18 protein-coding genes are annotated in these 16,361 nt (G+C 61.5%); 12 read left to right on the top strand and 6 right to left on the bottom strand.

The features are described 5' to 3' along the window. The first annotated feature begins 98 nt into the window (after positions 1-98). On the top strand, positions 99-536 hold the full coding sequence (locus tag ACT01B_RS12550) for a hypothetical protein (RefSeq protein ID WP_445143593.1): 438 nt from the start codon (positions 99-101) through the stop codon (positions 534-536). A 117-nt stretch (positions 537-653) separates the two neighbouring features. Here the strand turns inward: ACT01B_RS12550 and ACT01B_RS12555 are convergent, their stop codons facing one another. The 3 genes from ACT01B_RS12555 to ACT01B_RS12565 all read right to left on the bottom strand — a co-directional run bounded on the left by ACT01B_RS12555 (position 654) and on the right by ACT01B_RS12565 (position 3,342). Then, positions 654-1,061, bottom strand: a complete 408-nt coding sequence (locus ACT01B_RS12555) for a response regulator (protein ID WP_445143594.1) — start codon at positions 1,059-1,061, stop codon at positions 654-656. 134 nt (positions 1,062-1,195) lie between these two features. Continuing rightward, entirely contained in the window at positions 1,196-1,774 is a 579-nt protein-coding gene (locus ACT01B_RS12560) for a response regulator (protein WP_445143595.1), read from the bottom strand. A gap of 20 nt (positions 1,775-1,794) precedes the next feature. Then, entirely contained in the window at positions 1,795-3,342 is a 1,548-nt protein-coding gene (locus ACT01B_RS12565) for an MASE1 domain-containing protein (RefSeq protein WP_445143596.1), read from the bottom strand. A gap of 564 nt (positions 3,343-3,906) precedes the next feature. On the opposite strand from ACT01B_RS12565, the gene ACT01B_RS12570 reads away from it, so the two are divergent. From ACT01B_RS12570 to ACT01B_RS12590, 5 genes are all read left to right on the top strand, one after another. Next, positions 3,907-6,159 carry a patatin-like phospholipase family protein gene (locus tag ACT01B_RS12570; protein WP_445143597.1) on the top strand — a complete coding sequence of 751 codons (2,253 nt, stop codon included), beginning with the start codon at positions 3,907-3,909 and terminating at the stop codon, positions 6,157-6,159. A 112-nt stretch (positions 6,160-6,271) separates the two neighbouring features. Further along, a complete protein-coding gene (locus ACT01B_RS12575; RefSeq protein WP_445143598.1) occupies positions 6,272-6,436 on the top strand; it encodes a hypothetical protein in 165 nt (54 codons plus the stop codon). Between the two features lie 3 nt (positions 6,437-6,439). After that, on the top strand, positions 6,440-7,144 hold the full coding sequence (locus ACT01B_RS12580; RefSeq protein WP_445143599.1) for a response regulator: 705 nt from the start codon (positions 6,440-6,442) through the stop codon (positions 7,142-7,144). A gap of 104 nt (positions 7,145-7,248) precedes the next feature. Then, a complete protein-coding gene (locus ACT01B_RS12585; RefSeq protein ID WP_445143600.1) occupies positions 7,249-7,893 on the top strand; it encodes a hypothetical protein in 645 nt (214 codons plus the stop codon). Positions 7,894-7,953: 60 nt separating this feature from the next. Next, positions 7,954-8,517 carry a hypothetical protein gene (locus tag ACT01B_RS12590; protein WP_445143601.1) on the top strand — a complete coding sequence of 188 codons (564 nt, stop codon included), beginning with the start codon at positions 7,954-7,956 and terminating at the stop codon, positions 8,515-8,517. Positions 8,518-8,616: 99 nt separating this feature from the next. On the opposite strand, the gene ACT01B_RS12595 is transcribed toward ACT01B_RS12590, so the two are convergent. Beyond that, positions 8,617-9,519 carry a DUF2950 domain-containing protein gene (locus ACT01B_RS12595; protein ID WP_445143602.1) on the bottom strand — a complete coding sequence of 301 codons (903 nt, stop codon included), beginning with the start codon at positions 9,517-9,519 and terminating at the stop codon, positions 8,617-8,619. Positions 9,520-9,521: 2 nt separating this feature from the next. Continuing rightward, positions 9,522-11,039 carry a DUF3300 domain-containing protein gene (locus tag ACT01B_RS12600; protein ID WP_445143603.1) on the bottom strand — a complete coding sequence of 506 codons (1,518 nt, stop codon included), beginning with the start codon at positions 11,037-11,039 and terminating at the stop codon, positions 9,522-9,524. Between the two features lie 231 nt (positions 11,040-11,270). Here ACT01B_RS12600 and ACT01B_RS12605 point away from each other — a divergent pair, with 231 nt between their 5' ends. The 6 genes from ACT01B_RS12605 (at position 11,271) to ACT01B_RS12630 (ending at position 15,586) form a co-directional block, all read left to right on the top strand. Next, on the top strand, positions 11,271-12,116 hold the full coding sequence (locus tag ACT01B_RS12605; RefSeq protein ID WP_445143604.1) for a hypothetical protein: 846 nt from the start codon (positions 11,271-11,273) through the stop codon (positions 12,114-12,116). 743 nt (positions 12,117-12,859) lie between these two features. Further along, positions 12,860-13,219: a hypothetical protein gene (locus ACT01B_RS12610; protein ID WP_445143605.1), complete on the top strand. Its 360-nt coding sequence runs from the start codon at positions 12,860-12,862 to the stop codon at positions 13,217-13,219. 143 nt (positions 13,220-13,362) lie between these two features. Beyond that, positions 13,363-14,151, top strand: coding sequence for a hypothetical protein (locus ACT01B_RS12615; RefSeq protein ID WP_445143606.1), 789 nt, complete (start codon positions 13,363-13,365; stop codon positions 14,149-14,151). Between the two features lie 70 nt (positions 14,152-14,221). Then, on the top strand, positions 14,222-14,671 hold the full coding sequence (locus ACT01B_RS12620; RefSeq protein ID WP_445143607.1) for a helix-turn-helix transcriptional regulator: 450 nt from the start codon (positions 14,222-14,224) through the stop codon (positions 14,669-14,671). A 38-nt stretch (positions 14,672-14,709) separates the two neighbouring features. Next, positions 14,710-15,120, top strand: coding sequence for a VOC family protein (locus ACT01B_RS12625; protein WP_445143608.1), 411 nt, complete (start codon positions 14,710-14,712; stop codon positions 15,118-15,120). 46 nt (positions 15,121-15,166) lie between these two features. Continuing rightward, the gene (locus ACT01B_RS12630; protein WP_445143609.1) at positions 15,167-15,586 is read left to right on the top strand and encodes a DUF1801 domain-containing protein; all 420 of its coding nucleotides are present in this window, start codon (positions 15,167-15,169) and stop codon (positions 15,584-15,586) included. A 188-nt stretch (positions 15,587-15,774) separates the two neighbouring features. Here ACT01B_RS12630 and ACT01B_RS12635 read toward each other — a convergent pair whose 3' ends face one another. Continuing rightward, positions 15,775-16,323 carry a MarR family winged helix-turn-helix transcriptional regulator gene (locus tag ACT01B_RS12635; RefSeq protein ID WP_445143610.1) on the bottom strand — a complete coding sequence of 183 codons (549 nt, stop codon included), beginning with the start codon at positions 16,321-16,323 and terminating at the stop codon, positions 15,775-15,777. Between the last annotated feature and the right edge of the window lie 38 nt (positions 16,324-16,361).

Below are 16,361 nucleotides of genomic sequence, written 5' to 3' on the forward strand. Positions count from 1 at the left end.
CGCAACCACACCGCATATCATGAATTTTCGTAGTTGACGCCTAAAAATGCTGCGCGTAGCGTGAAAATCACCAGCTCTTTCACCCGAGGAGATAACCCGTGAAGCGCATCATCATGCTTTTCATGTCGCTGCTGATTTTCGCCGCCGTCGGCTCGGCATACGCCCAAGACGCCAAGCCCTATAAAGAGGGCCACGTAACAAGGGTCAGCTTCGTCAAGGTCAAGCCCGGCCAATTAAATAATTACATGAAATACCTGGCCGGCCCTTATAAGTCACAAATGGAAGCACTGAAGAAGGCCGGCCTGATCACCACTTACGCGATTTACAGCGAGGAAGCGCGCACGCCGCAGGACGCTGATCTGGTATTGACGATCACCTACCCGAACATGGCGGCGCTCGATCGAATCGATGAGGCCGACGCCATCGCCACCAAAACGTTAGGACCCATGGATGCGCGGGACAAAGCCGCCATGGACCGTGAGTCGATGCGTGAGCTTCAGGGTAGCCTGCTGACGCGGGAGTTGATTCTCAAATAACCGCTCCATTGGAAGACGCTCGTCAATAACCTTCAAAACGGCCCTCGTCAGCGAGGGCCGTTTTGCTTCAGTAAGACTATTCGGCCACCGGTGATTACCCTGGCGAAGGGCACCCGTTCAAGACATACCGTCGATCGGTCCCAGCGAAGGGGAAACGAAGCTCCCGCCATTGAGTACGCTCTGGACCGCGACCACCAGTTCCTCGCCCGCTGATGCCTTGAGCACGTAGCCTCGCCCGATATCGAGCGCCTTGCGCACCAGGGCCGGGTCATCGTGCACCGTCACGAAGACGATGGCGAGGGTTGGACGCTCGCTGATCAGCTCGCGCGCGGCCTGCATGCCATCCATGCCCGGCATGCTGATATCGGTGACCACTACATCGGGATGCAGGCGCGTCGCCGCCTTGACCAGGGCCTCGCCATGTCCGACTACCGCGAGCACGTCAAACGCCTCCGCAAGCAGGTGTCGCATCTGCTCGGCGATGGGCGGGTGGTCTTCCGCCAGGATGATCGTGGCTCGACTCATGCCGTTGCCCACGCTATCGGTCGTTATAGCGTGAGCATCCGCGAGTTCTTGCCAAATTCCTAGCGAAAATGAACCATGTTTAGACTAAGTAGAATTACGCCGCCCGCGTAAGTAACTGCGCGCTAAAAGCTGTCTCAGAGCAGAAGACCCAGCTCCTCCGAGCGCCTAACCAGCTCCATGGTGGAATGCACGCCGAGTATCTGCATCATCACGTACTTGTGCGCCTCGACCGTGCGCACGGACAACTTCAACTCATCCGCGATCTGCTTGGAGCGCATACCACAGCCCACCAGTCGCAGGACCTCGCGCTGCTTGGCCGTGAACTGTTGCAGGTCCTGTATGTGGCTACTGATGAAATGTGCCCCCAGCGATGGCGTCACGTACGTTCCGCCAGCAAGCACCTGGTGGGCTGCCGTAAGCAGGTCCTCGCCGGCCGCATTCTTGAGCACATAGGCACTGGCGCCCGCGCGCATGGCGGATGCCGCCAGCGCGGGTTCCGCATGCATGGTCAGAAAAACGAAAATCGTCCGGTCGCCCTGCTGCCGCAGCCGCTTCAGCACATCCAGGCCATTGGTGCCTGGCATGTTGATATCGGTGACCACCAGATCGGGCCTCAAGCGGCAGACTGCCTCGAATAACGCATCGCCGTCGGACTCCATCTCCAACAGTTCGAAATCATCACCGAGAATTCGTTGAATACCCTCGGCCACCATGCGGTGATCATCCGCAATGATCAGCCTGGGACGGATACCTCTGGATGCCGTAACGGAATACGAATGCATAGTTGCGTCCCTCTCCCTAGTGTCGACATCAAATGAAGCTCACCATCCAGTGACCTGACTCGCTCATCCATGCTCAAGAGGCCAAGTCCTTTGGCCGTCTCTCCACCGTGGTCGCCGGACAGTTCGAAACCATTGCCATCGTCCATGACGTCCAGCTCAACATGCGTAACGTTCATATCCACCGCAACACTGATGCGCTGAGCGTGGGCGTGACGCACAGCGTTACTCAAAGCCTCCTGCGTCACCCGATACAGACACAGCGCCACGTCCTGCGAAAGCTGACCGACGTGCGGGGAAACCCTCAGGTCGACTCTCGGTCCGTTGCGCTGGCGCTGCGCGTGACATAGCTCGGCCAGCGCAGCCGTCAAGCCAGTATGACTAAGCATGCTGGGATGAAGTTCGTGTGAAAGATGTCGCACATCATCGGACAGTGCGATCAGCTCATGCTGCAGCTGGCTGATGTCCTCCTGGCTCTCCTTATCGACCTTTCGCCGAATGGCGCTCAGCTGGATCGATGCCAGGGCCAGCCGCTGATTGATGTCGTCGTGCAAATCGCGTGCAATGCGCGCCCTTTCCTGTTCCTGGGCAACGATCAAGCGGCCAGCCAGCTCGCGTATCTGACCGCTGCTGTCGAGCAGCTCACGTTGTGTCACGCGTCGCTGCTCGACCAAAGCCGCGAGGAACAGGCCGGCAAGCGACATCCCCAGCGTCCACAACTGCACGCTGAGCGTGGTGGTCGCCATATCCGTCCCCAGAAATGGCCCATGTCCTTCCAGGCTGATCTGCATGGCGACGACCCCGAACAACAGGATGGCCACGCTGGTTCCCGGTATCTGCGTGCGCAAGGCCGCGAATATCACCATGGTCAGTGGCAGCAGCAGCAACAGCGGCCGCACCAGGGGGGCATGTCCATAAAGGCGCCATGCCAGCCATAACAGGGCGAGCGCGCCCGTCGCGGTCACCATCACCAGCCACCCAGGCACCCCTTCCTTGCGGATGATGGATTTCGGATCCGACAGACTGATCAAGGCTGGTACCAGCAGGACGTAGCCCAGCGCGCTGGCCAGCGCCACATGCATCCAGCTGTGCAGCGAGCTTGCTACGCCAGAGATCAGGTACTGCTGCAGAGCGACGATGACGATGGCGGAAAACAGTGGCAACGCAAACCCGCCTATCGCGAAGAACGCTGCGAGTCTGCCGAAGTCGTCGATGCGGCGCCCGGGGCACACGCGTCGCAAGACCCAGGCCGCCGCCAGGATCAAGGCGACCAGCGGCAACGTCACCACGGCGAGGTTAATCAGGGATGAGGGGAAAACCACCAATGACGCCAGCAGTCCTACTACCCAACCCACGACGCAAGCGAGCCAGTACTGCCTCTCCTGACCGAGCAGCGCCGCGAGCAGCACGCCGCCGGTAAACCACACCATCGGTGCGTCGCTTTCTTGGCTCCATAACACGGCGGAAATCAGCTGCGCCGCAAAGCTCCCCGCGAACAGCAAGACCCCTCTCGCGAGCTGGGGAGAGACTCCCTTTGCTTTGCTACGAAGCATTCATCCCCCCAGCACCACGGCATCATGGCGTGGCGCTTAGCCAAGTCTCCCCGCCGTCTTTCATAGAACCAGGCACGTGAAGACCCGATGATCTCTGCGCTTGCAGACAAGCAGACGAGTTAGAAATAGATGCGTTTTTTCCGATACTTACGGAATATTTCTAAGCCTGTGAAACGAGTCACCTGCACGTAGAATTACCCACAAATCATCGGTATTTCCGGCATGTTTCGCCGGCCAGCGATGTCGGCCATCGCAGCACGCCAAGCGGGTCATCCAACGGCCTCGCAACGTACGGAAAGCGCCCGACTCCCGCTTGACTAACCTTCGGCACTGGAGAGCCGCTGGCATGACGAGCGAAGACTTGGGTCAAGCCTTGCCTAAGTAGAAATACGCAGATTTAGACCGTGCTTCTTCGCTGCCAAAACCGCGCCATTGCGGCCAGACTGCCACCCACAGCGTACGTCGAGCCAAACCTGTTCACGCGACCGTCAACCAGGCCGGAAAGTGCTGCTGATGCGCATACGATCATGCTTGCTAGGGATCGCCGTATGGGCTGCGATCTGGCCGTCTATGGGCCGCGCGCAATCGACGCCTGCGCGACCGCCGCCAGAACCCGGGTGCATCGGCCTTGTACTCGGCGGTGGTGGTGCGCGCGGCGCCGCCCATATCGGCGTTCTGCAAGTGCTCGAACGCGAACACATACCCATTTGCCGCGTCTCGGGCACCAGCATGGGAGCCATCGTGGGTGGGCTCTACGCCGCCGGCTACAGCCCGGAAGAAATGTCGCACATCGTCACCACGCTGGATTGGAAAGATGTTTTGTCCGACGAACCTGCACGCGTGGAGATGCCCATGCGTCGCAAAGACGCAGACTATCGTTACCTGCTGAACTTCGAAGTCGGCTATCGAAATGGACGAATCATCACGCCCGTGGGCTTCGTGCAGGGGCAGAAACTCTTGCTCCTGCTACGCCGGCTGCTCATTTCCACCTGGGATGTCCACGATTTTGACCAGCTACCCATTCCTTTCCGCGCCGTAGCCACCGACATCGTCGCCGGCAAACCGGTGGTGTTCGGCAGCGGCGAGCTGCCTTTGGCCATCCGTTCCAGCATGTCGGTGCCTGGCGCCTTCGCACCCGTCAACGTCGACGGCCAACTCTTGGTCGATGGCGGCGTGATGGACAACGTGCCGATCGATGTCATACGCCAGATGGGCGCGCAGCGGCTTATCGTTATTGATGTTGGCTCGCCGCTTTCCAAGGAAGAAGATCTTACCAACCCCGTGGCCCTGCTCAGCCAGATGGTGAGCGCGCTGATGGATGAAAAAACCCAGCGCCAGCTGGCCACGCTGACGCCGGACGACATCCTCATCCGCCCTGCCCTGGGCGACATCACCGCCGCGCAGTTCAATCGTGGCGCCGAGGCCATCGCGATTGGCCAGGCAGCCGCGGAAGCCGTGGTACCGCGCCTGCGCGCACTGGCCGCCTCGCCGGAAGACTGGCAGGCGTTCGAGGCCCGCCATCGCCGGCGCGAGTTTGATCCGGCCTTGATCGCCTTTCTGAAGGTCGATGGGACGAACACGCAAACGGCGCCGTTCATCAAGAACAGCATGCCCTCCGAGGTCGGCAAGCCGTATGACGCCGATCGGCTCGAGAAGCAGATTGGCAACGTCTATGGCTACGGGCACTACCAGCAGATCGACTATCGATTGCAGCAGGAAGACGGGCAGCGCGGCCTGCTGATCATTCCCGCGGATAAACCGTGGGGACCGATCTACGGCAGAGTGGGACTGCAGCTCGACAACGACTTCAACGGCAACAGCCAGTACCTGGTCTCGGGAGAAATCAACGCCACCAACATCAACCGCTACGGCGCCGAATGGCGCAGCACACTCTGGGGCGGACGCATTGGCGGCCTCGCCACCGAGTTCTACCAACCCCTGGGGCAGAACGCGACCACGTACGTAAAACCTTTTGCCATGCTGCGCAACGAGGATCTACCCGTATATGACAGCAGCGGCAGCAGCCAACTGGCGGACTACCGCATTCGACGCACCCAACTCGGGCTGGAAACCGGCTGGTCACCCGCCAGCTACTGGCGACTCCTCGCGGCTTTCACCCGCGGACGCGATAAGGTCAACCTGACCGTCGGCAGCCCCACCGACTTTCCCAACCAGTCGTCCGATTATTCGATGTTCAAGCTCGGGCTGGATTGGGACAGCCTGGACAGCGCGCAATTTCCGACCCAGGGCGCCCATCTGCAACTGGGCTACGAGATGTATCGCACCGTCCTGGGCGGCCAGGTCAGCGGCGACGTCGCACGCCTGACCGCCGATTGGGTGCCCCGCTTCTGGTCGCCGGAGAGTCGCTATCACCTGCTGCTGGGCATGCGTCTGTCCAGTGCGGTCGACAACACCAACTTCTTTGAAACGCAGGACTTCCTGGGTGGCTTCCTCAATCTCTCCGGCTATGCCGAACGCGCGCTCTACGGCAACCAGAGCGCGCTGTTCCGGGCCGTCGTCTATCGTCGCACGGGCGCGATGGATGCCATTTTCTCGACCCCCTTCTATGTGGGTGGCAGCCTTGAGGCCGGCAATACCTGGCATAACAAAGACAACGTGAGGCTGGACTCGCTGATCTACGCGGGCAGCATCTTCGTGGGACTGCAATCACCGTTGGGACCGGTATTTCTCGGCTACGGCTATGCCGATGGTGGACATAGCGCGGTCTACCTCACGTTTGGCTCGCTGCTGCGACCACGGCCCTAAGGGATTCCGTAGTTTTACTGAAAAAGTATCAGTGGAAATTCGCTTACCACGCGGGCCTGAACGGGCCAATCTTGTCATGGGCGACCACGACCGGCGACGAGGGATCAGATCCATGCCAAGACGACTCTTGACGGCCCTATCGGTTGCCGCCTCGCTTGCCGCTGTCGGCCCCTCGCTGGCCAGCGAAGGTGCGCCGCAGCGTTATATCAGAGAGTCCGCCGTCAAGAACCGTAGCAAGGGCGAACTCCTCATGCTCAACATGGGTGTATCGCTCTAAGCCATGCATACCTCTCGCCGACAGCATGGTCGAAGCGGGCGCAAGCCACGGCTATTGCTGGCAGACGACCACCGTTGCATTGCGGAAGGACTTGCCGGCCTGCTCGCGCCCATCACCGATTCGGTGGCCATCGTGCATGACGGTGAGTCGCTGGTGGAGACCGTGCTGGCGGGCAGCATCGACATGGTCGTGTCCGAGATCGGTCTGCCGGCACTAGGCGGCGTACAGGCGTTGGGAAAGCTGCGTACACAAGGCTGTCACGTCCCCTTTATTGTACTTACCACGCACGACGAGCCGTTGATCGTACGCCAGGCGCTGGAGTCCGGTGCCAATGGTTATGTCCTCAAGCAATCCGCCAGTGCGGAGCTATACGCAGCGATCGCGGCTGTCGCAGGTGGTGAGCACTACATAAGTCCGAGCCTGATGGCGTCGCTGCTGCAGGAACCGGTGTTGTCCCGCAAGCTCACCCATCGGCAACGACAAGTGATCGATCGCATGGCAGGGGGACGACGCACTACCGAGATCGCGGCTGAGCTTGGCATCTCCATCCGCACGGTCGAGAGCCACCGACAGGCCCTGCTCGGCCTGCTTGGCGTGCATAGCAGCGTGGCCTTGATTCGGGAAGCGGAACGCCTCGGCCTGATTGCCCCTGGCTCATCGGACGAAGGCAACCCGACGCCCTCCAGTGTGGACCTACTGAATGATTAGCCAGCGTTTTCCTGCCCTTGTTTATCGCAAGACAAAGCCGCCAGCGGATCGCAAACCCGTTTTCTCTTGCGAGTTCACATCATGAAAACCAAAGGATCACGGCCATGAAACTGCTACACATCGCTGCATTGGGCCTGCTCGTTACGCTGGCCGGATGCTCATCGGTACGGATCACCAACGAATGGCGGGACCCCGGTTGGCAAGGACCGCCCGCGACCCACATTGCCGTGATCGGTATTTCCAATAGCGACAGCACGCGCCGGGTGTTCGAGGACACCTTCGTGCAGGAGCTACAGAACGCCGGCGTGTCCGCGGTAGCCAGCTATACGCAACTCGGACCCAACGATACGTCGATAAAAGTCGACCAGCTGATCAAGTCCACGGGCGCCGACGCCATCCTGGTAACGCGTGTGCAGAGCGTCAACCAGCGGATCAACGTCAGCCCTGGTGCGCCAGGACGCGCCTGGGGTAACCCGTGGGGTGGTCCAGGCTGGGGCGGCCCTGGCTGGCGTGGTCCTCCGGGCCGCAGCGGATTCTATGGCTGGTATGGCAACGCCTGGCAGCAGGCGCCGGTAGTCACGGTCACCGAAGAGGTCACGCTTGAGACCAGCATTTGGGATGCACGAACGCAGACCGTCGTGTGGGTGGTCTCGACCCAGGGTGTTGGCAGCAGCAACATCCCCAGGATTACCCGCAGCCTCGCCAGCACCTTGATCCCTCGGCTGAGGACGGACGGCATCATCCACTGATCGGCGATCAGTGAGGACGCGCCCGCGAGTCCAGGATGGGACCATGGCCATCCATCTTCCATGGTGGGCGCTTCCGTGGGCGGCCATGGCCGTTCCGGCGGTAGTGGATGGGGCTACCGCTTCGTCGTTACCGCGCTGTTCCTCAATGAGCACAGGAGCTACACGATGGCCACTTCACTGAAACTCCTCACGGCGCTACTAGCCTGCAGCGCGACCCTGGCCGTAAGCGCCCAGCAACTGCCGGCCGCTTACCCATCGCAAGGCCAGAATGCCGAACAGCAGGCCGCCGATAAAAATGCTTGCGTTACATGGGCGCAGAACAACGCCTCTACCCAGCCCGTACCCGCACAGCAGACCGGGCCTGCCGTGGGTGGCGGCCAGCGCGTCGCGGGCGCCGCGCGTGGCGCCGCCGCAGGCGCGGTCATCGGCGGAGTCGCCAACGGCGATGCCGGACGAGGTGCAGGCACGGGGGCGGCGGCAGGCGTCGTCGTCGGTGGCTCGCGTGCGCGACAACAGCGCCGTGCCGACAACGCAGCAGCCGCCGACACCCAAACGCAAAACTCAGCAGCGTACGGCCAGGCGTTTGGGTCGTGCATGACGGGCAAGGGTTATACCGTCCATTGAATGCCGTGCCGACGCTCTCCGTTCCGCAGCAAGACAGGAAATCAAAAAGGCCGCCCTGGGGCGGCCTTTTTAGTCTCGTGGAAGGCAGCGCTGGCCTGGTCACTCAGTGCCAGGGTCTTTCACTTCCTGCCAGCTGCTGTCGGGGTCGAATTGCTTCATCCCCTCGGCCACCTTGGCGCTGTCCTTGCCGAGATCTTTTTCGAAAACCTCGCCATCGTGACTGACCATGAAGGACATGACGCCGGTCTCGCCGTATTTGATTGGCCACGCCACCAGGGCGAAACCATTCGTCATGCGACCGCCGACGATGTAGTTGTAAGCACCACCTGGCGCAGACGGACCTTGCGCGGTGAGGATGCGGTAGCGATAGCCGTGATAGCCCTGCCCTGGCGTGACTTCGGCGAACAGCGGACCCAGCGGACTCTCGTCTTCCTTGCCCGTGACCGGCCAGTACAGCCCATCGTGCTTCCCCTGCGTGCTCATGAACTTCTGCGCGTACTGCAAGATACCGTCGCCCATACGATCCTTCGACGCGAAGTCGCGTTGCGCATCGTAGTAGGCGAGCATCGCCTTCTCGGTCGCCAGCTCGTTGCTGCCGATATGCCGCGTGCGGATCTCGCTCTGCGCCGTCTTGACGTCGAAGTGCCAGCCGGCTTCCCCACGCACGAGAGGAATCGGCAGGGTCCAGTTGTCTTTGCCGACGCCAAGGTGCGCGCTCTTGTCATCACCGTCGATACGATGGGCTTCGTCGTAACGGGCCAGGAAGGTATCCAGGTCTGAGCGATCAATACCTTCCGTCGGGATGAAATCCTTCCAGTTGGCGCCGAGCACCTTCGCCAGCGCCACCTTGTCGTTAGCGCGTATAGCCTGCACAAAGGCTGTCGCCGCGGCATCAGCGCTGGGGTAAGTCGCCTCTTGCGCCACAGCGCCGGCTGATAGCGCGCTGCCGACGGCCAACGCGAAGCAAAGGCAAAGGCCACGTCCGGATAGTGTCAGATTCATGGTCATGCTCCCAATCGACGACGCCCGCCGCCACCGCCACGGCTTGGTGATGGCCTGGAAACCTGCCGCCCCCCGCCGCCGCCCGCGCTGCGCGAACTGCCCATGGAACGCTGGCTCGACTGGCCGCGATTTGATTGCGTACGCGAGGATCCCGGTGACTGCACACCACCGAAGGCGTTATTCCGCGCCTGCGACCCGCCACCACCATTGCGCTGGCCATAATTGCCCCCCGCCCCACGATCTCCGCCTCCCTGTCCACCCATGCGGTTACCCGCCGCGTTACCCGCTCCTGCATTGCGATCGCCAAACCCGCCGGCCCCTTGGCCGCCACGCCCGGCGCCAGCGCTGCCTGCCATCCGATCACTTGGCGCTGCCCCGGCAGGACCGGCTGCCCCACCATTCGCTCCGCGTCGAGCGGCGGCCGAGGAACCATTGTTCGTCGTGCGATCAAAGCTCTGCATCGCACGCTGCCGATCGCCACCCGCCGCGCCTTCGCGACCACGGTAGCCCTGACGGTTTTCGGCACCCCCTACGCCCTGGCCGTAACGATCCCGGCTACCGGAATCGCGGTAAGGCGTGCCGCGTCGGTTCTCGGCATTGTGGTTCCATCGGCTGTTGCCGTTGCCGTTACCGCTGATGCGATTGCTCTCGCGGTTGATGTTGTTGTAGCGGTTGGTGTTGATGTTGACGTCGCCGCCACCCCAGTTCATGCCACCCCACAGCGAATTGGTGATTGCTATGCCCGCACCAAACATCAGGCCTGCCGCCAGAGCGCCGCCATAAGGGTAGTAAGCCGCCGGCGGTGGCCAGTAATAAGGCGGATAGCCTGGGTACGCCCAACTGCCGTACACCACGGTGGGATTGTAGGAAGGCACGTAAACCACTTCGGGATTCGTAGGCTCGATCTGGATGATCGTGGTGCTTGGCGCGGCAGCCGGGGCAGCCTGTGCCGGCGGCGCCTGTTGCACGATGACTTTCTGTTGTTCGTTCGATTTCAGGTTGCCGGCCTGTTGCGCCTTGGCGCGCAAGCGCTGTATCGATGCCATCACCTGATCCGGCTCCGCCAGGAAGGCATCGCCGACGTTCTGCACCCAGTCGGAACGTTCCTTCATCTGCGCGAGCACCTGGGGAAAGGCGACCAGTGACTGCACACTGGGATCCCAAGGCTTGTCCTGCACCTGTTTCACCGCCGCGTCGCCTTGCGCCTTGGGGTTAGCTGCCGACCAGCTGGCAGCCTCAGCCACGTCGCCGGGATAGGTCGTAGCCATCAGGATTTGCGAGAGCAAGGCGTCCGGATACAAGGCCACCGGCGCCAGCATCTGGTCGAGTTGTTCCGGCTTGAAAATCTGCTGGCCAGCCTTCGGTTGGCTGCCTTGCGGCTGACCACCCGTCGGCTGGCTAGGTCGTGGCTGGCTGCCCTGCTGGGGCGGCGGATTCTGGGCCACCGCCATGCCCGTCAAACAAACAAGAACCGCCAGCAGACTGGCCTGCACCCATCCATACCGAGTCGCCGTTTTCATTGCGTCGCTCCCGGGAATCTCGCGCACTGATTAGCTTGCCATCAACCTGGCGAGCCGCACAGAGCATTTATGCGGTGTCTGTTCTAAGCAAAAGTACGTAGCCGACATGCGGCCTGCATGATGAACGGTCGACCGCGTAAATTTACTGAGGCGCCGCTAGGTAGTAGTTCGCTGGGCAATGCCGGAAAGACATCTCACTATGGAGCTGGATCTGACTTAGGAAGAGCTGCCATGAATAGCTGTCTTAGCTCCCGTGCTGTTTCGCGCCTTGCTGCGCTTCCCTTGGCGTTTCTCCTCGCGGGTATCGGCAGCGCTCACGCTGATGCTGCGCCGGACCTGTGGGACGGCAACTGGCACTTCAGCCTCACCCCCTACGTATGGCTACCAGGCGTCTCTGCCAGCACGCGCTACCAGGTGCCTGGCACGGGCACGGTCCAGAACAGCACCAATAAAGACATCTTCAGCTACCTCAGCGGCGCCTTCATGCTTGAGGGCACGGCACGCAAAGGCCAGTGGGGCATCTACAGCGATGTCGACTGGGTCAATTTCAGCAATGAAGAGGGGCGCTTCACCCGTGTGGGTGGCGCCCGCATCGCTGGCAGCGCGGGCCTGAATACCAGCTGGGATCTCAAGGGCGGCATGTTCAACGTGGCTGGCCTCTACTCGGTGGCACACGGACAAAGCGGCTTTTTCGATGTACTCGTTGGCGTGCGCTATCTCTGGTTGAAAGGCAACGTCAATTGGGACTTCACCCTCACTGGCAATGGGGGCCTGGTGAATTTGGCCAGAAGCGGTCGTCTGCGCGGCCAGACCAACCTGACGGACGGCATCGTCGGTGTACGCGGTATCTGGACGCCGTTCGACAACAAAAACGTCTTTTTCCCCTACTACGCCGATATCGGTGGCGGCGGCTCAGACACTACCGCCCAAGCCAAGATTGGCGTGGGTTACGCCTTTCATTGGGGTGCCATCGCGCTCGTCTATCGCGGCGTTCGGTATACCCAAAACGGAGGTGACAACTTCCTTCGCAAGGTGTCGCTGAGCGGCCCTTCACTGAGCGCCACGTTCCAGTTCTAAACGTGGCTCTATCGAGTCGCCGACGCAGACCAGCCACGCCTCAACCAGATAGTGGCATCAAGGGCCAGAGTTGATCATCTGGCGGGAATACTTTTCTAGTTGATGTCAATGATGGTTGGCCGCATTCAATCCATTCGTTACGCCACGACGCAGCGACGATCGTGCGGTTCACTGGCGTCATGCCGGTCATGCCATGGGCGCAAGGCTTATTGATCGCTCGACCGAATCATGGCCAGCCCGGCGGGCGTGAGCTCAAGGGCCACGGCGCCATCGACGACCCGCTCAGGCGTGCGCACGAGTCCAGCGCCGCGCAAACGCTCTGCGGTCGCTTCGGAAACCAGGTCTGGCCTGCCGACGGCTACCCAGCCGAGACATTCGAGATCTTTGGGGTCCAGGTTCGTACAACTCAACATCGCGGTTTGTCCGTTGCAACTTGACGCCGTCTACTCTTGCGAAACGTGTAACCCATGAACGCTATCCGCCCAGCGCGGCGAGGTGAAGGCAGTAGCTTGGCAAGAGCTTACCCTAACCCAACCGTTGCCAAGCGACCCCGCTTTTGAATAGCGTTTCACGTCCTGGTAAACCCGCTGAGAGCAGCATTTGTGGTGGCTCCCGCAGCGAGGCGCGCGCCATGAAGAAACGCTTTCATATGGGGCTGAGTGGGATGGCACGCCGACGCCGGGCACGTCACCGGTCGCATTCGAGCCTGCACTATGGTCGAAAGTTGCCCTGAGGAGTGACGGATGATGGGCGCAAAAAAGGGTGCGTGGATGCTGCTCATGCTTGTGTGCCTGACGGCGGTAGGCGGCTATGCCCTGGCGCGCCATGCGCTCAGTGACTGCACCAGGGACATCGTCAATGAGTTGATCATGTCCGGGGTCACCGGCCAGAATCCGGACGGCACCCTAGTACTGGCGGACCAGATTCCCATAACGGCCAGGGTTGCCCTGCCCTTCGTGGTCGACGTCTACTACTCCGTGCCCTTTAATCTTCGCACCATCCAGCGCGGCAATCGCTATGTCGTGCTGCCTGGGTACACGATCAAAGAACCACTCCCGGTACTCCGCTCCCTTCCGCTTTCGAACCAAGCGGGACATATGTAGATCGGTAGCGTCGATAGGCCGGGTTCTATTGGGGGCATTTAAAACATATGTCGCCAGGGACCAGATCCCATCGAGCCTGGCCATCCAAACCAGTGGCAAAATCACCCGAACCGTCCACCGTTGCCGCTTTCGAGGATAGAGCCATGCGTATCGCAAGCGTGGGACAGGTGGCCTTTGCGGCGACCATGATCGCGCTCGGTATCATGGGCCTGGTCCACGGCGACTTCACTCCGGTATGGGCACCTGTGCCCAAAGATGTACCTGCGCGCACGACCCTGGCCTATCTTTGCGCCTTCATTTCCCTGGGAGCTGGCCTAGGCTTGCTTTGGCAGCGTGCCGCCGCCTCTGCCGCCCGCGTGTTGCTCGCGTGGCTCGTGCTTTGGTTGCTGCTGTTCAGAGTGATCGCCATCGTTCGCGCGCCCACGTCACAGGATTCCTGGTCGGGCTGCGGCGAGACCGCCGTGATCGTGGCAGGCGCCTTGGTGCTGTATGCATGGTTCGCCGCTGGCGGGGATAAAGCGCGCATCGGTTTCGCCACTGGCGACAACGGTCTGCACATAGCGAGGGTGCTCTATGGCCTCGCCATGATCCCGTTCGGCGTGGCCCATTTCCGTTATGCCAACGAGACAGCCGCGCTGGTGCCGGGCTGGCTGCCATGGCATATGGCCTGGGCGTACTTCTTCGGTTGCACCTTCATTGCGGCAGGCGTGGCAATGCTAATCGGTGTGTATGCACGGCTGGCAGCCGCGCTCTCGGCGTTGCAGATGGGCATCTTCACCTTGCTGGTGTGGGTGCCCATCGCGGCAGCAGGCCCCAATACCTTCCAATGGAGCGAGACCATCGTTTCATGGGCGCTGACGGCCGGCGCCTGGGTGGTGGCCGATTCGTATCGCGGCACGTCCTGGCTCGCTGTTGGCCGACGCCAACGTTGACGAAGCTTGCCCTGCCTGCGCCACCTCAACCGGCTTGAGTGCTCCGCGGCGACGTGACACGATCAAGCCGATGACCAGCAGACCTGCCGCGACGCAACAACTTCGCGACCTCGCACGCCTACGGCGCGTTCGCGATCGGATCGACCGCGAGTACGCGCAACCGCTGGATGTCGAGGCGCTGGCCCGTGGCGCGCATATGTCGGCCGGGCACCTCAGCCGCCAGTTCAAGCTCGCTTACGGCGAGTCGCCTTATTCCTATCTGATGACCCGGCGCATCGAGCGTGCGATGGCCATGCTGCGTCGTGGCGAACTCAGCGTCACCGACGTATGTTTCGCGGTTGGCTGCGCGTCGCTGGGTACGTTCACCACCCGCTTCACCGAGTTGGTCGGCATGTCTCCCGGCGCCTATCGGCGCGAGCAGGCGCAGGCGACCGTGGGGATCCCTTCGTGCGTGGCACGACAGGTGACGCGACCGATCAGGAATCGAGAAGCGCCCGCCCGCGAGCCGGAACTAGACTGATCGCCACGGACCTCACCACCCACGAGAGAGAGACTGCCTTGGACATCACCATTCACTCGAGCTTCCTCCCGCAGAACGACCCGGACGCCGCCCTGGCGTTCTATCGCGACACCCTCGGCTTCGAAGTCCGCGGCGACGTCGGCTACGGCGGCAAGCGCTGGATCACGGTCGGCCCGGCCGGCCAGCCCGCCACCTCCATCGTCCTGTACCCGCCGGAGGCCAGCCCCGGCATCACCGACGACGAACGCCGCACCATCGCCGAGATGATGGCCAAGGGCACCTTCGGCATCGTCCTCCTGGCCACCCGGGATCTCGCCGGCACCTTCGAACGCCTGCAGGCCAGCAATGCCGATATCGTCCAGGAACCGACCGACCAGCCTTATGGCGTTCGCGACTGCGCCATCCGTGACCCCGCCGGCAACATGATCCGCATCCAGCAGCTGCGCTGAGTCACCCATAGAAAATTGAACGGCCAAACCGGGCCAGGAAGATTCCATGAATCCATCGGAACGCATCGACCAGTTGATCGCAGGCATCACGGACTGGCGTGGCAAGACACTCGCCGACGTCCGCAAGGCCTTCCTCGAGGCTGACAAGGACATCGCCGAGGAATGGAAATGGATGGGCAGCCCGGTGTGGTCCCGCGACGGCATGATCGCCGTTGCCAATGCCCACAAGGAGAAGGTCAAAGTGACCTTCTCTCACGGCGCAAAGCTTGAGGACCCCGACAAGCTTTTCAACGCCGGACTCGGCGGCGGCACATGGCGGGCAATCGATTTCCTCGAGGGCGACAAGGTCAACAAACGCGCGCTGAAAGATCTTGTCCGTGCTGCCATTGCATACAACCAAGCGAAGTTGAAGAAGAACGCGCCGGCGGCTGTTCGAGCGAAGGCAAGCAAAACCAAAACGGCATGAAGCTTTGGCTTGGCATCGCTCAGCTGCGGAAGCTCGACCGGACAGAGGCACCCACCGCTGATCAGGTCGAGCCCGGCCTCAACGCTTCGGTCAACTTCGTCATTGAACTCAAATGAAGACAGTCCTGGGCGTTGGCTGACGCCGAACGATGGGGCGCTTCATCCACTTCGACCCCACGCTGTTATCGCTCAACGCCCTTCTTGCGAACGCCTTGGCCCGTGTGGACGAGTCCGCTTCTTCGTTGCGGCTTCGACGGCTTCGGAGACAAGTCTCTGCTGCATGCGTTCGTATAGGGAAACCTTCTGAAGAGCGCGATCCAGCCGATCGAGCGCTTCGATGACATTGCCGGCTTCGGCATTCAGTTCGACGGATATCGCGTTGAGCCCTTCCCATAGCGGTTCGAGCCGACGAACCAGCTTCTTGCCTTGCGGTGATAGACGGAGTCGGCGGCTCCGGGCATCGGCTGGGTCAACGTCGGAGATCACCAGGCCGGATTCCTCCAGCGAGCGACGCGTTTGGCTCACTGACGAGTGGCGAATGCCGAGATAGGCCGCCAATTCACCCACCGACAAGGTGCCCTGGCCCGCCAACTGCTCCAGGATGCCCACCCATCGCTGCTGAAAATCGATGCCGAGCTCGGCATAAATCCTTGCCGCATCCTCGTCGATGACCTCCGAAAGGCGCCGCAATCGTGCGCCGATGGCCGCTGGCCCAAACTTGGATGTGACATCAGTCATGGGTGAAATCTCGCCTGTAGTCATTGAACTTATGTAGG

The sequence above is a fragment of the Dyella sp. Tek66A03 genome, from assembly GCF_052567735.1.

Bases quoted from the DNA above. Each gene is read 5' to 3' on its own strand.
- ACT01B_RS12630 (WP_445143609.1), top strand. From the start codon at position 15,167: ATGAATCCATCGGAACGCATCGACCAGTTGATCGCAGGCATCACGGAC.
- ACT01B_RS12620 (WP_445143607.1), top strand. From the start codon at position 14,222: ATGACCAGCAGACCTGCCGCGACGCAACAACTTCGCGACCTCGCACGC.
- ACT01B_RS12615 (WP_445143606.1), top strand. From the start codon at position 13,363: ATGCGTATCGCAAGCGTGGGACAGGTGGCCTTTGCGGCGACCATGATC.
- ACT01B_RS12600 (WP_445143603.1), bottom strand. From the start codon at position 11,039: ATGAAAACGGCGACTCGGTATGGATGGGTGCAGGCCAGTCTGCTGGCG.
- ACT01B_RS12585 (WP_445143600.1), top strand. From the start codon at position 7,249: ATGAAACTGCTACACATCGCTGCATTGGGCCTGCTCGTTACGCTGGCC.
- ACT01B_RS12560 (WP_445143595.1), bottom strand. From the start codon at position 1,774: ATGGTGGCCGAGGGTATTCAACGAATTCTCGGTGATGATTTCGAACTG.
- ACT01B_RS12575 (WP_445143598.1), top strand. From the start codon at position 6,272: ATGCCAAGACGACTCTTGACGGCCCTATCGGTTGCCGCCTCGCTTGCC.
- ACT01B_RS12590 (WP_445143601.1), top strand. From the start codon at position 7,954: ATGGTGGGCGCTTCCGTGGGCGGCCATGGCCGTTCCGGCGGTAGTGGA.
- ACT01B_RS12635 (WP_445143610.1), bottom strand. From the start codon at position 16,323: ATGACTGATGTCACATCCAAGTTTGGGCCAGCGGCCATCGGCGCACGA.
- ACT01B_RS12610 (WP_445143605.1), top strand. From the start codon at position 12,860: ATGATGGGCGCAAAAAAGGGTGCGTGGATGCTGCTCATGCTTGTGTGC.
- ACT01B_RS12570 (WP_445143597.1), top strand. From the start codon at position 3,907: ATGCGCATACGATCATGCTTGCTAGGGATCGCCGTATGGGCTGCGATC.
- ACT01B_RS12605 (WP_445143604.1), top strand. From the start codon at position 11,271: ATGAATAGCTGTCTTAGCTCCCGTGCTGTTTCGCGCCTTGCTGCGCTT.
- ACT01B_RS12555 (WP_445143594.1), bottom strand. From the start codon at position 1,061: ATGAGTCGAGCCACGATCATCCTGGCGGAAGACCACCCGCCCATCGCC.
- ACT01B_RS12595 (WP_445143602.1), bottom strand. From the start codon at position 9,519: ATGAATCTGACACTATCCGGACGTGGCCTTTGCCTTTGCTTCGCGTTG.
- ACT01B_RS12580 (WP_445143599.1), top strand. From the start codon at position 6,440: ATGCATACCTCTCGCCGACAGCATGGTCGAAGCGGGCGCAAGCCACGG.